Here is a 14842-nt window from a genome sequence, read left to right on the forward strand (position 1 = left end):
TTGAGTCTTCGATGACGGAACCGACCGCTCGTCTCGTGCGGCTTTCTCCCACGCGCCTGGCCGGGGTGCGCCGGCGAACGGGCGACTACAGCGACCGGACCATCGCCTCGGCGTGCTCGATCGGGCTGTCGTACTGGGCGACGGGCCGCAGCCCCGACGGCATGGAACTCACCCCCGCCACCCTCTTCGCCGACGTCCTCGGCTGGGTCGACAACGGCGGCGCCGGCGCGGCCGGCCGGGAGACCGGCGCGGACGCCCGCAGCATCACCCTCCCGGAGGGCGTCCCGCAGGCCGAGGCGCAGCTCGCGCTCGACGACCTGGCCGACTTCCCCGACCGGCCGCTCGGCACCATCGCCCCCTCCAGCGTCGCTGCGCGCATCGAGACCCTGGCCGAGTGGAACGACAATCGCGCAGACCGGGTCCGCCCGACCGTCGTGGAGATGTTCCGCGAGCAGGCCCGCACCCGCCCCGACGCCGTCGCCGTCGTCGACGGGCACCGCTCGCTGACGTACGGCCAGGTCGCGGAGCTCTCCGGCCAGCTGGCCCACCACCTCCTCGCGCGCGGCACCACCGCCGAACAGGTCGTCGGCATCTCGCTCGACCGCTCCGCCGACATGGTCGTCGGCCTCCTCGGCGTGCTCCGGGCCGGCGCCGCCTTCGTACCGCTCGACCCGCAGTGGCCCGCCGCGCGCAGGGCCGTCGTCATCGAGGACGCCGGCGTCGTGCTCCAGCTCAACACCTCGGGCGAACACGCTCCGGGCGAACCCGCCGCCGTGGCCGTCGACCTCGGCGACTGGCGCCACGGATCCCACCCCGGCGACGACACCGGCATCGCCACCCCCGGCGACGCCCTCGCCTACGTGATCTTCACCTCCGGTTCCACCGGCCGGCCCAAGGGCGCGATGATCCGCCACGAGGCGATCAGCGAGCGCCTGCTGTGGCAGGTCGAGGAGGTCCTGGGCTTCGGACACGACGACGCCTCCCTCTTCAAGGCGCCGCTGTCCTTCGACATCTCCATCAACGAGATCTTCCTGCCGCTGGTGTCCGGCGGCAGGCTCGTGGTCCTGCGGCCCGGCGGCGAACGCGACCCGCACCACCTGCTCGGCGTGATCGCCGAGCAGCGCGTCACCTTCACGTACCTGGTGTCGTCCATGCTGGACGTGCTGCTGGAGATCGCGGGCGACACCGGCCGGCTGGACAGCCTGCGGCACGTGTGGTGCGGCGGCGAAGTCCTGACCCCCGAACTGTACGAGCGGTTCCGCACCCGGCTCGACATACCCATGTACCACGGCTACGGCCCGGCCGAGACGACGATCGGCGTCTCCCACGTCGTCTACCGGGGCGCCGCGGAACGGTTGTCCACCTCCATCGGCCGGGCCAACCCCAACACCCAGCTCTACGTCCTCGACGACGAGCTGCGCCCGGTCCCCGTCGGTGTCGGCGGCGAACTGTACGTGGGCGGCTTCCTCCTGGGACGGGGCTACGCCGGCGCCCCCGGCCTGACGGCCTCCCGCTTCGTCGCCAACCCCTTCGCCACGGACGGCTCGCGGCTGTACCGGACCGGCGACCTGGCCCGGTACGCGCCCGACGGATCGCTGGACTTCCTCGGCCGGGCCGACAACCAGATCAAGATCCGCGGCATGCGGCTGGAGATCGAGGACGTCGAGGCGGGCCTCGCGGAACACCCGCACGTCCGGCACACCTGCGTCGTCGCGAAGAAGAACACGGCCGGCGGCACCTACCTGGTGGGCTACGTGATCCCGGCCGCCGGAGCCGCCGGCCTGCACGCCGAGGAGGTCCGGGACTGGGCCGCCGCGCACATGGTGGACTACATGGTGCCCGCCCGCATCGTGGTCATGGAGGAGTTCCCCCTCACCGCCAACGGCAAGCTCGACCGCGGCGCGCTGCCCGAGCCCGAGTCCGCCACCGGCCCGCTCGCCCTGCCCGCCACCGACAACGAGCGCCTGGTGTGCGCGGCGGTCGCGACGCTCCTGCGCCTGGACCGGGTCGGCGTCGACCAGGACTTCTTCCGGCTCGGCGGCGACAGCCTGCTCGCCATCTCCCTGCTCGGCGCGCTGCGCAAGGCGGGCCTGCACGTCACCCCCCGGCAGATCTTCACCCACAGCGTGATCGGCGCGCTGGCCGCGGTGGCGAGCCCCCTGGACACCGCCGCCGAGGACCACGACGACATCGCGACCGGACCCGTCACGGGCTCGCCCGTCGTGCGCTGGCTCGGCGAGACCACCGACGCGGTCGACGGCTTCGTGCAGTCCGTCGTGCTGAACACCCCGGCGGACCTGACCGCCGTCGCCCTCGACACGGTCCTCTCCGCCGTCGTCGACCGCCACGACATGCTGCGCGCCCGGCTCGTCCGCGACGGCCGCTGGGGCTTCGACGTCCCGGCCCCCGGGGACCGCACCGCCGCCGGGTGGCAGGAGAGCGACCGGCCGCTCGACGAGTGCGTCACCCTGGCCACGCGGGCGCTGGACCCGGCGGGCGGCGTCATGCTGCGCGCCGTGTGGCGGCGCGACGCCCGCCAGCTCGTCCTCGTCGCCCACCACGTGGTGGTCGACGGAGTGTCCTGGCGGATCCTGATGGAGGACCTCGCCACCGCGTGGCGGCAGTACGCCGAAGGTGAACCGGTCCGGCTCCCCGCGGTGGGAACCTCCTTCCGCCGCTGGACCCAGCTGCTGGAAGGCGCGGCCTTCGACGACGACCTCGCCCACTTCCGGCGCGCCCTGCCCGGGACGGACGCACCCCTGGGCCGGCGCCCGCTGGACGCGGCCGACACCGTCGCACGGGAGCGGACGACGACCGTCACCGTCGGCCCCGACATCACCGCCGCCCTCCTCGGGGACGTTCCCGCGGCCTTCCACGCGGGCGCCAACGACGTCCTGCTGACCGCGCTGGCCGTCACGCTCGCCCGGTGGCGCCGCGACCTGGGCCAGGACCAGACCTTCGCCCACATCGAACTGGAGGGGCACGGACGCGAAGCCCGCTTCGTGGCGGACGGCGCCGGCTTCGAACCGGAACTCTCCCGGACCGTCGGCTGGTTCACCACCCTCTTCCCGGTGACTGTGGACCCCGGCCCGGCCGCCGCGGACCCCGGCGACCCCGCCCACCTGGCCGCCGCCCTCAAGGCCGTCAAGGAAGACCTCGCCCGCGTGCCGCGCGGCGGCCTCTCCTACGGTGTCCTGCGCCACCTGGCCGGTGCCCGGTTCGACGCGCCCGCACCCCAGGTGCTCTTCAACTACCTCGGCCGTTTCGATGCGGGATCGGCCGGCGACTGGGAACTCAGCACCACCACGGGTCAGTTGGGGGAGAAGCGCGACCCGGGCATGCGCCTGCCGCGCGCCCTGGAGTTCAACGCCATCGCCGAACCCGACGCGACCGGCGCCTTCGAGCTGGTCACCACCCTCTCCTGGCCCGACGGGCTGTTCACCGACGAGGACATCGCGACCATCGGCGGGTACTTCCGCCGGACCCTGGCCGCGATCGCCGCACTCGACACGGGCGGCCACTCACCCAGCGACTTCGACCTCGTCGCCCTCACCCAGGCCGACGTCGACGAACTCGACGGCCCGGCCCTGCGCGACGTCCTGCCGATGACCCCGCTCCAGGAGGGCCTGTACTTCCACTCCGTCTTCGACGACGACTCCGCGGGCCACTACGTCGAGCAGCAACTGCTCACCCTGGAGGGGGAGGTGGACGCCGACCGGCTCGCAGCCGCCGCCACCCGCCTGCTCGCCCTCTTCCCCAACCTCGCCGCCCGCTTCGTCCCCCTCGCCGACGGCCGCGTGGTCTGCGTACTGGAGAGCGGCGTACGGGCCCCCTTCACCGTCCTGGACCGGCCGGGCATCACCGAGGAGGAGATCCGCGACCACGCCGAACGGGACCGCCGCGCCGGATTCGACCTGGCCACCGGCCCCCTCATGCGGTACACGCTCATCCGCGCGGGAGCCGGCCGGACCGTCCTGGTCCAGACCGTCCACCACATCATCGCCGACGGCTGGTCGGTGCCGCCGATGCTCCGGGCGCTGCTCGCCGAATACCACGCGCCGGGCACCGTGTACCCGGTCGGCGGCTTCGCCGACTACGTGCGCCGGCTCGCCGCGCACGACGAGGAGGCGAGCGACCGGGTGTGGCGCGAACAGCTCGCGGGCCTGCCCGGCCCCTCGCTGGTCGCCGAAGGACACACGCCGTCCGACCGGTTCGCCGACACGGTCGTGGAACCGGACGCAGACCTCGACGAGGCGGCCCGCTCGGCGGGAGTGCCCCTGAGCGTCGCCGTGCACAGCGCCTGGGCGGTGACCCTCGGCGGCCTCCTGCACGACCGGGACGTCGTCTTCGGCTCCACGGTGTCCGGCCGCGACGCCGACGTGCCCGGCATCGAGGACATGGTCGGCCTCTTCATCAACACCGTCCCCGTCCGCGCCCGGTGGACCGCCGGCACCACCGCCCGCGACCTGCTCGCCTCGGTACGCGAGCACCAGAGCGCCGTCCTGCCGCACCAGCACGTCTCGCTGGCGCGCATCAGCCGCCACGCCGGAGCCGGACCGCTGTTCGACACCCTGGTGGTCTTCGACGTCGCGACCGACACCGCCGCCCTGCGGGAACCCGGCCACTCGCTGTCCATCACGGGCATCGTGAACGAGGGCGCCCCGCACTACCCGCTGACCCTCGTGGTGGAACGCACGTCCGACGGCCGGCCGCGCTTCAACCTGATCCACGACGGCGCGCTCCTGCGGGAGGAGAGCGCCCGCGCGATCCTGTCCGCCTTCACCCACACCCTCACCGGCCTCCTCACCCGGCCGGACGCCCCGGTCGACGACCTGCTGCCGGACGAGGCCCGGCGTCCGGCCCGGACCGCACCGGCCGCCTCCACCGCCTCCACCGCCCCGGCCACCCTCGGCGCCCTCTTCGACGCCGCCGCCCGCCGGGACCCGCAGGCCGCCGCCGTCACCCAGTGCGCCCTCGACGGCGCCATCCGCACGCTCACCTACGGCGAACTGTCCGCGGCGCGCGACGAACTGGCCGCCACCCTGCGCGCCGCCGGCGTCGGACCGGGAGAGCGCGTCGCCGTCGCCGTCCCGCGCTCCCTGGAGCAGGTCGTCGCCCTGGTCGCCGTCGTCTCCGCGGGCGGCGCCTACGTACCGCTGGACCTGGCCTACCCGGACGGCCGGCTGGAGTACGTCCTCGCCGACGCCGCTCCGCAGGCCGTCCTCGTCGCCCCCGAGCAGCGGGACCGCTTCACGCGGCTGCTGGCCCGGGCCGGGGTGCCCGCCCGCGTGCTCGTACAGGGGGAGCGGCTCCCGGAGAGCGGCGGGGATCCCGGCCCCGCGCCGGCTCCCGCCCCGCACGACCCCGCGTACGTCATCTACACCTCCGGCTCCACCGGCCGGCCCAAGGGCGTCGTCGTCCCGCACTCCAGCGTGGTGAGCCTGCTCGCCAACACCCGCCCCGACATGGACTTCGGCCCGCAGGACGTGTGGGTGCAGTTCCACTCGTACTCCTTCGACTTCGCGGTCTGGGAGCTGTGGGGCGCCCTGGCGCACGGCGGCGAACTGCTGGTGCCGGACTACGCGCTGACCCGCTCGCCGGTCGACTTCCACCGGCTGGTGCGTGAACGCGCGGTCACCGTCCTCAACCAGACCCCCTCCGCCTTCTACCAGTTCATCGAGGCCGACCGGCACGCCGGCGAGCCGCTGCCCGCCCTGCGCCGGGTCGTCTTCGGGGGCGAGGCACTGGACCTCGGGCGGCTGCGCGGCTGGGTCGAACGGCACGGCACCGCCTCGCCCGAACTCGTCAACATGTACGGCATCACCGAGACCACCGTGCACGTCACCCACCGGGTCCTGACCGACGAGGACTTCCGCCCCGGCGGCGATGCCGGCCCGATCGCCGGGCCGATCGCCAGCCCGATCGGCGGCCCGATCCGGGGCCTCGCCACCTATCTGCTCGACGACCGGCTCCGGCCCGTGCCGCCGGGCCGCGTGGGCGCCATCTACGTCGCGGGCGACCAGGTCTCGCTCGGCTACCTCGGCCGGCCGTCCCTCACCGCGGGCCGGTTCGTCGCGGACCCGTTCGCGGGCGACGGATCCCGCATGTACCACACGGGCGACCTCGCCCGCCGCAACCTCGACGGCGAGCTGGAGTTCACCGGCCGGGCCGACGACCAGGTCCAGCTCAAGGGCTTCCGCATCGAGCCGGCCGAGGTGGAGGCCGCGATCCGGGAGCTCGACGGGGTCGTCGACGTGGCCGTCACCGTCGCCGGCAGCGGCGACCACCTCGTCGCGCACGTCGTGGGCCGGCCGCCGGCCGACCTCGCCGGGCCCCTGGCGTCGAAACTGCCCGCGCACATGGTGCCCGCCCGGGTGCTGACGGCCGACGCCCTTCCGCTGACGGTCAACGGCAAACTGGACCGCAAGGCCCTGGCCGAGCGCGCCGAACAGGCCGAGCGGGCCGAACGCGCCGAGCAGGGCGCACGGGCCGGTGCGGCGGGCGCGGAGCGCGGCGCGCCCGAGGCGCCCGACACCGTCCTCACGGCGCTCGTCGGCATCTTCACCGACGCGCTGCCCGGCACCGCCGTGGACGCCGACTGCGACTTCTTCCGGGCCGGCGGCGACAGCATCCTCGCCATCACCGTCGTCAACCGGGCCCGGGCCCTCGGCCTCGCGATCACGCCACGGGAGGTGTTCCTGCTCAGGACCCCGCGCGCCCTCGCCGCGCACCTGACGACAAGCACCACGCGGACCGCGGCGCCCGCACCCGCCGCCCACGAGGACGGTCCGCTGACCCCCACCCCGATCATCCTGCGCCAGCGCGAACTCGGCGGATCCCTCGCCCGGTTCGCCCAGGCCCGGGCGGTGACCGCGGCCGAGGGCACCGGATTCGCCGCCGCCGAGCGCGCCGCGAACGCCGTCGTCGCCGCCCACCCGGCCCTGCGGCTGCGCCTGCGCGTCGAGCACGGCGTGTGGGCCCTGCGCACCGAACCCGCCCGCGCGGTCACCGTCGTCCGCAGCGACGCGTCCGACGCGGGCGCCGCCGCCGAGGAAGCCGCCGGACGGCTCGACCCCGAGAACGGGGAGGTCATCGCGTTCACCTGGCTGGACGCGACCCGTACCCTCGTGGTCGCCGTGCACCACCTCGCCGTCGACGCCGTCTCCTGGCTGGTCCTGCTGGACGACATCGCCACCGCCCTGCGCGGGGACCCGCTCGCGCCGCCCACCACCTCCTACGCCGCGTACGCGCAGGCACTGGCCGACCGGGCGGCCCACGAGACCGACGGCCTCGGGCACTGGATCACCACCCTCCAGGCGCCCCCGCTGCTGCCCGTGGCCGAGCGGCCGCGCGAGACCACGGTCGTCCTCGCGCCCGAGGCCAGCGACCTGGTGACCCGCACCGCGCCCGCCGCACTCGGCGTCGGCCTGACCGAACTGCTGTGCGGCGCACTGCGCACCGCGCTCACGCATATCCAGTCCGCGCCGACCGATCTGGCGATCGAGCTGGAGCGGCACGGCCGGTTCCCGGCCGCCGCACACCACGACTACACCCGTACGGTCGGCTGGTTCACGGCGATCGCCCCGGTGCGCCTCACCGCGCACACCGACCCCGTCGCCGCGGCCCGCGAGGTCCTCGAACGCCTGCCGGACGAGCGCGCGCACGTCGCGTACGGCGGGCTGCGGTACCTCAACCCGCAGACGGCCCCCCTGCTCACCGCCCGCCCGCAGGTGCTGTTCAACTACCTGGGCCGGGGCGACGAGTCGCAGGCCCTGCACATCACCGGCGGCGACCGGACCGGCAGCCCGTACGCCGTGGAGGTCAACGCCTGGACCGACGCGGCCACCGGAAGCCTGCACGCCGTCTTCACCCTCGCCGAGGGCGTCCCCGACGAGATCACCGGGCACTGGCGCGCCGCCCTGGAGCACATCGCCGGCGCCTGCGCGACCGCCGAGCGCACCGCACCGGTCACCCCGCTCCAGCGCGGCCTGTTCTTCCAGGCCCAGCTGGCCGGGCCGGCCGGACACTACGTCGCCCAGAGCTGGTTCACCTTCGACCGGCGCCTGGACACCGAGGCCCTGGCCGAGGCGATGGCCTGGGTGATCGCACGCCACCCGGCGGTGGGCGCCGGCTTCGCCACCGACGACGACGGCAACGCCGTGCAGGTCCTCGCGGCCGTCCGCCGCGTCCCCGTGCGCACGCTCGACCTCACGACGGACGCGGAGGTCGACGACCTGCTGGCCCGCGACCGCGACACCGGCTTCGACACCGGCCGCCCGCCGCTGATCCGGCTGACCGTCGTGCGCCGGCCCGACGGCCGCGACGGCCTGCTGCTCAGCTACCACCTGCTGCTGTGGGACGGCTGGTCCCGGGAGATCGTGCTCCGCGACCTCTTCGACGCCTACGAGGCCGCCGTCGCCGGGTCCCTGACCGCGCCCGCCCCGGCCACCCCGAGCTTCGAGGACCACGCCCGGGCCCTCGCCGCCAAGGACCCGGCCACGGCGGAACGGTTCTGGGCCCGGCACCTGACCGGCCTGCCCGGCCCGACCCTGCTCGCCGGACCGGCCCCGGCCCTCGCCGACGGCCTGCCCCGCACCCTGGTGCACACCCTCACCGCCGACCGGTCGCAGCTGCTGCGGGACGCCGCCCGCACCCACGGCGTCACCCTGAACTCCGTCCTGACCGGCGCCTTCGGCCTCCTGCTGGGGGCCCGGACGGGCCGCGGCGACGCCGTGTTCGGCGTCACCGTCTCCGGCCGCGAGGGCGAAGGACGCTCCGGGATCGTCGGCGTCCTGCTCAACACCGTGCCCCTGTGGACGCGGGCCCGGCCGGGCGACAGCGTACGGGAGTACCTGTCGGCCGTGCAGGCCGCCCGGGTCGAGGCGATGGAGCACGAGCACATCGGGCTCGGCGAGATCCAGCGGGCCGGCGGACACGACACCCTCTTCGACAACCTGTTCGTGCTGCAGAACTTCCTGGACCTGGACGCCTTCGCCGCCATGAACGCCCGCCACGGCATCACCTCCGTACGGGCCGACGACTCCACGCACTACCCGTACACCTGGGTGGTCACCCCCGGTGACCGGCTCACGGTCAAACTGGAGTACCGCGACCACGACACCCCGGCGGCCCGGCGCCTGCTGGACGACTACCTGCGCCTGCTCGACGACCTCGCCCGGGCCACGGGACCGGTGGGCGCCCTGCGGGGCCTCGCGCCGCTGCCCCGTCCCGCCGAGCGCACCGAGATCGGCACGGACACCGTCGTCGACGCCTTCGACCGGGCGGCGGACCGCGACCCCGGGCGGACCGCCCTCGTCGCCCACGGGCGCACCATGACCTTCGCCGAACTCCAGGACCGCAGCCGCGCGGTGGCCGGCGTCCTCGCCGGGCGCGGCATCGGCCCCGAGACCACCGTCGGCCTCGCCGTCCCGCGCTCCCTCGACTCGATCGTGGCGCTCTTCGCCGTACTGCGCACGGGCGCGGCGTACGTACCCCTGGAGCTGGACCACCCCGACGAGCGGATCGCCGCGATCGTCGCGGACGCCCGCCCGCAGGTGATCCTCACCGTCGCCGCCGTGTCACCCCGGCTCGGCGGACTGCCCGGCGACCTGATCGAGCTCGACCGGCCCCTGCCCGATGCCGCGCCCTTCACGACCTTCGCCCCCGACGACCCGCACCGCCTGCGGCACCCCGCCTACACGATCTACACCTCCGGCTCGACCGGCCGGCCCAAGGGCGTGGTGACCGAGTACGCGGGCCTGACCAACATGCTGGTCAACCACCAGCGCCGGATCTTCGAGCCGGTGCTCGCGGACCACGGCCACCGGGTCTTCCGGATTGCCCACACCGTGTCCTTCGCCTTCGACATGTCGTGGGAGGAGCTGCTGTGGCTCGCCGACGGCCACGAGGTCCACATCTGCGACGAGGAACTGCGCCGCGACGCCCCCCGGCTGGTCGAGTACTGCGTCGGGCACGGGATCGACGTCATCAACGTGACCCCCACCTACGCCCAGCAACTGGTGGCCGAGGGGCTGCTCGACGATCCGGACCGGCGGCCCGCCCTGGTCCTGCTGGGCGGCGAGGCCGTCACGCCCACGCTGTGGCAGCGGCTCGCCGAGACGGAGGGCACGGCCGGCTACAACCTGTACGGCCCCACCGAGTACACCATCAACACCCTCGGCGTCGGCACCTTCGAATGCGCGGACCCGGTGGTGGGCGTGGCCATCGACAACACCGACGTCTACGTCCTGGACCCGTGGCTGCGCCCCCTGCCGGACGGGGTTCCCGGCGAGCTGTACGTGGCGGGCATCGGCATCGCCCGCGGCTACCTCGGCCAGGCCGCCCAGACCGCCCACCGCTTCGTCGCCTGCCCGTTCGGCGAGCCCGGCGAGCGCATGTACCGCACCGGCGACCTGGTGGCCCGGCGGCCCGACGGCAACCTGGCGTACCTGGGCCGCACCGACCAGCAGGTCAAGATCCGCGGACACCGCGTCGAACCGGGCGAGGTGGAGGCCGCGTTCGCGGCCCACCCGCAGGTCCGCTTCGTCGCCGCGGTCGCCCAGCCCGACCCCCAGGTCGACGGCGCCCACCGGCTGGCCGCCTATCTCGTGCTCGACGACGGCGGCGACCTGGCGACGGTGGCCGCGCAGGTGGGCGCCGTACTCCCGGACTTCCTGCGCCCGACGCACTACGCCCGGGTCGACGGCATCCCGCTGACGGTGAACGGCAAGGCCGACACCAAGGCGCTGCCCGAGGCCCGCCCGCTGGGCGCGCTGACCACGGCGGGGGAGCGCGGCCCGCAGACCGCGACGGAGACCGCCGTCTGCGTGTTCTTCGCCGAGGCACTGGACCTGGACGACGACGAGGTGAGCGCGGTGAGCGATTTCGTTTCCCTCGGCGGACACTCCATGCTGGCGGTGCGGCTGATCGGGCTGCTCCGCCGGGAGTACGGTCCGGTCATCACCATCCGCGATCTGTTCACCCTGCGCACCCCGGAAGCGATTGCCCGCCACCTCGATGACAACTCCTGACACCCAGCGGCCCCGTTCGGGGTCCGACATCCTGCGCACCGCCCTGCGCCGCAACGTCGGCGCCATGGCCGGGGGCACCGTCCTCATGGGCCTGTACCAGGCCGGTGAGACCGCCTTCCCCATCGCGCTCGGCCTGATCGTCGAGCACACGATGCGCGACCGCAGCCCCGGCGCCCTGGCCCTGTCGATCGCCGTACTGGCCGTGATCATCACGACGGTGTCGCTGTCGTGGCGCTTCGGCATGCGCATCCTGCAGAAGGCCAACACCACCGAGGCGCACCGCTGGCGGGTGCGCGTCGCCGACTGCGGCCTGCAGCCCGTGGCCCGGGACGTCGACCTGAAGTCCGGCGAGGTGCTGACCATCGCCACCGAGGACGCCGACCAGACGGCCGACATCATCGAGGTGGTGCCCCTGCTGATCAGCTCGCTGGTCGCGGTCCTGGTCGCCGCCGTCGCGCTGGGCCTGGCGGACCTCAGGCTCGGCCTGCTGGTCATCGTCGGCACCGTCGCGATCCTGTCGGTGCTGTCGGTGATGTCCCGGCGGATCGGCTCCAGTACGCGGGAACAGCAGGCCCGGGTGGCGCGGGCGGGTGCGAAGGTCGCCGACCTGATCACCGGCCTGCGCCCGCTGCACGGCTTCGGCGGCAACCACGCTGCCTTCGGGTCCTACCGGAAGGTCAGCACCGAGGCGAAGCACCAGGCCGTCACCGTGGCCGGGGTGAACGGCGCGTACGCGGGCACCGCCATGGCCCTCAACTCGGCCCTGGCCGTCGCCGTCACCCTGACGGCGGGCTGGCTGGCGTTCGACGGCCGCATCACCATCGGTGAGCTCGTCATGGCGGTGGGGCTGGCGCAGTTCATCATGGAGCCGCTCAAGATGTTCTCGGACATGCCCAAGTACGTGATGATGGCGCGGGCCTCGGCCGAGCGGATGGCGCTGGTGCTGACCGCGCCACCGGTCTCGGTCCCGGGGCCGCGGCGCCCGGCCGCCGGCGGCGACCTGGAGATCGACGGCATCCGGCACGGGGCCCTGCGCGGCCTGAAGTTCCAGGTTCCGGCGGGCGGGTTCACGGCGATCGCCGCCTACCAGCCGCGCGCCGCCGCGGACCTCGCCGCGGTCCTGGCCGTGAAGGTGCCGCCCCACGCGTACGAGGGCACGGTACGGGTCGGCGGACAGGAGGTCGCCGAGCTGTCGGTGGAGGCGGTCCGGGAGCACCTGCTGGTGAACCCGTACGACGGGGAGATCTTCGCGGGCACGCTCCGGACGAACATCGATCCGTCGGGCCGCAGCCGGACGGTCCCCGAGGCCGTCGAGGCGTCCATGCTGACCGACGTCGTCGCCCTGCACCGGGAGGGGCTCGACTACGCCGTACGCGACCGCGGCGCGAACCTCTCCGGCGGGCAGCGCCAACGGCTGTCCCTGGCCCGGGCCCTTGCCGCCGACAGCGACGTCCTCGTCCTGCACGACCCGACGACGGCCGTCGACGCCGTCACCGAACAGCTGATCGCGCGCAACATCGCCCGGCTGCGCCGGGGCCGGACCACCCTCGTGATCACGAGCAGTCCGGCCCTCCTGGACGCCGCCGACCGGGTCCTCGTCCTCGACGACGGCGTCATCACGGCCGAGGACACCCACCGCAACCTGCTCGCCACCGACCGGAACTACTGCCTGGCAGTGGCCCGGTAGGGGGCGGGTCGGCGCGCGGCGGCGGGACCGAGGGTGTAGCCGGTCAGGGGTGCGAGGACCTTCCAGCCGAGGGTCTCGTAGAGCGCCCGGCCCTGGACGGTCGCGCCCAGGGTGCCGGTGGCCGCACCGCCGGCGACGGCCGCGTCGGTGAGCGCGCCCATCACCAGCGTTCCGAGGCCGCGGCGCTGGTGGGCCGCCTCGGTGATGATCTGGTCGAAGACGCAGGAGCCGCCCGCCAGGCCGATCTGGCCGCGGGCGGCGGGTTCCCCGCCGGCGGCCAGGACGCGCACGCTGACGACGCCGCCGGAGGTCTCGGTGGCGACTGTGTAGCCGTCGGGCGCCCGCACACTGCCCGGGCGCAGGTCGGTGGCCATGAGGAAACCGGGATCGAGCGGTTCCCACCCGTCCGGGAACCAGGGCGCCATCACCTCGGGTGCCAGGAAGCCCTTGACGCAGGTGGCCGGCCGGGTGACCGCACCGACGAGCCCGCGGGCGGTCGCCGCGTCGGCGTCGAGCAGGACGTGCCGGACCGGCTGCCCGGGCAGTCCGACCTCGATGCTCAGCCCCCACGGCTCCTCCACGGGCTCGGCCACCTTCCGCGAGACGGCCCACCCCTCGACCCACGACCGTGCGAGATCCCACATCCGGACCACCCCTCCGAGTAATGCCTGAAATCCAATTTCAGATATTACCCGCGCAGTTGGCGTCGAGCCGGCTCAACCCAGGGCCCAGGCCACGTCCCTGAGCAGGGCGTGGCGCCATGACGCGCGGTCGTGGGCCGACGGGGAGCGCGACACGCGCACGGTCGCGCCGGCCTGGGCGGCCAGGGTCTCGACCAGCGCGCAGTGGGGCAGCATCCGGTTCTCGTGTTCCCCCACGTCGAAGGCGACCCGCAGCCCCGACAGGTCCACGCGCTCGCGCAGGCGCGCCGCGACGGCGCCGCCGAGCGGGCCCGCCAGGGGGTCCGGAAGGTCGGCGGCGCCGGGTGCCCACCAGAAGGACGGGGACTGGCAGGCGACCCGGGACACCAGCTCCGGGAACTCCAGCGCCGCGTACATCGCGCTCAGCCCGCCGAGGCTCTGCCCGGCGACCACCAGGCGGTCCGGCCCCGCGGGCAGGCCCGTGTCCGCCACCAGGGGCAGCAGTTCGTCCCGTACCGCCTCCCACAGTCCGGGCCGGCATCCGAACTCCGCCTCCCGGTCCCGGGTCGGCAGGAAGACGAGGGTGACGGGCGGCATCTCCCCGGCCGCGACGGCCGCGTCGAAGGCCGTCATGGCCGGGTGCAGGTGGAGCCAGTCGTCCCCGTCGAGCAGCAGGACCACGGGGCCGCCGCCGCCCGCCGGGTGGACCCGTACGGTGCGCCGCCCGCCGAGGCGTTCGCTCGTCCAGCGGACCCGGGTGCGCGGCAGGGGCAGCACCGGGTCGGCGCCGGCACCGAGGACGGGCCAGTACGGCTGGGCCGGCGCGTCGGGGGTCGCCGCGATGGACCGGTCCCCGCCCGCGCCGAGCGGGTTGAACGGGTCGGCGAACGCCGCGCCGTCCGCGAGGAACCAGTAGGTGAGCCGCAGCCGCGCGGGCATGCGGACCTCCGCGTACCAGCAGTCCGTGTCGCCCCACCGGGCCAGTTCCACCGGCTCCGACCAGCTCTCGAAGCCGATGCTCGCCGGGGAGCCGCGCCACAGGAAGAGCGTCGACCAGCCGCCGTCCTCGGCGGGGATCGACGCGGGGGTCCCCGCCGCCGCCCAGAACGCTTCGGAACCCGGCGCGCCGGGCAGTCCGTACGCGGCGAAGGCGTCCTCGGTCAGGCGCATGCAGGCCTCCTTGTGAGCGGCAAGGGGAAGAGATTAAGCTCGCTGCAATGAGGCGAGCCTAACCTAACCACGACGTGCCGGGGAGGCAACGACCATGAGCACCAACCCCTTCGACGACACCGAGGGCCGCTTCCTCGTCCTGGTCAACGACGAGGGCCAGCACTCGCTCTGGCCGTCCTTCGTCGACGTGCCCGGCGGGTGGACGATCGCCCTCGGCGAGAACACCCGGGAGGCGTGCCTGGACTTCGTCGAGGCGAACTGGACCGATCTGCGCCCCCGCTCCCTCGCCCGCTCGATGGACGCCTGACCTCCAC

5 protein-coding genes are annotated in these 14842 nt (G+C 74.4%); 3 read left to right on the forward strand and 2 right to left on the reverse strand.

Annotation, left to right across the window (positions count from 1 at the left end):
* Positions 1–11 precede the first annotated feature (11 nt).
* Both AB0O53_RS02310 and AB0O53_RS02315 read left to right on the forward strand, forming a co-directional pair.
* Positions 12–11030, forward strand: coding sequence for a non-ribosomal peptide synthetase (locus AB0O53_RS02310; RefSeq protein ID WP_365192789.1), 11019 nt, complete (start codon positions 12–14; stop codon positions 11028–11030).
* Complete coding sequence (locus AB0O53_RS02315) at positions 11017–12717, forward strand: ABC transporter ATP-binding protein (protein WP_365192791.1); 1701 nt, start codon at positions 11017–11019, stop codon at positions 12715–12717. Before AB0O53_RS02310 ends, AB0O53_RS02315 begins: the two co-directional genes overlap by 14 nt.
* Here AB0O53_RS02315 and AB0O53_RS02320 read toward each other — a convergent pair.
* Positions 12693–13361: a GNAT family N-acetyltransferase gene (locus AB0O53_RS02320; RefSeq protein ID WP_350989039.1), complete on the reverse strand. Its 669-nt coding sequence runs from the start codon at positions 13359–13361 to the stop codon at positions 12693–12695. The genes AB0O53_RS02315 and AB0O53_RS02320 overlap by 25 nt on opposite strands.
* Before the next feature lie 72 nt (positions 13362–13433).
* Entirely contained in the window at positions 13434–14528 is a 1095-nt protein-coding gene (locus AB0O53_RS02325; protein ID WP_365192793.1) for an alpha/beta fold hydrolase, read from the reverse strand.
* Between the two features lie 94 nt (positions 14529–14622).
* Between AB0O53_RS02325 and AB0O53_RS02330 the strand changes: the two genes are divergently transcribed.
* A complete protein-coding gene (locus tag AB0O53_RS02330) occupies positions 14623–14835 on the forward strand; it encodes an MbtH family protein (RefSeq protein ID WP_350989043.1) in 213 nt (70 codons plus the stop codon).
* Positions 14836–14842: the final 7 nt, after the last annotated feature.

Origin of the sequence: Streptomyces erythrochromogenes (assembly GCF_040684695.1) — a bacterium.
In the GTDB taxonomy this organism is placed as follows: Bacteria; Actinomycetota; Actinomycetes; order Streptomycetales; family Streptomycetaceae; genus Streptomyces; species Streptomyces erythrochromogenes_C.

What these genes read in the sequence shown, in the direction of transcription:
- AB0O53_RS02325 (WP_365192793.1), bottom strand. Translation starts at nt 14,528, where the DNA reads ATGCGCCTGACCGAGGACGCCTTCGCCGCGTACGGACTGCCCGGCGCG.
- AB0O53_RS02330 (WP_350989043.1), top strand. Translation starts at nt 14,623, where the DNA reads ATGAGCACCAACCCCTTCGACGACACCGAGGGCCGCTTCCTCGTCCTG.
- AB0O53_RS02320 (WP_350989039.1), bottom strand. Translation starts at nt 13,361, where the DNA reads ATGTGGGATCTCGCACGGTCGTGGGTCGAGGGGTGGGCCGTCTCGCGG.
- AB0O53_RS02310 (WP_365192789.1), top strand. Translation starts at nt 12, where the DNA reads ATGACGGAACCGACCGCTCGTCTCGTGCGGCTTTCTCCCACGCGCCTG.
- AB0O53_RS02315 (WP_365192791.1), top strand. Translation starts at nt 11,017, where the DNA reads ATGACAACTCCTGACACCCAGCGGCCCCGTTCGGGGTCCGACATCCTG.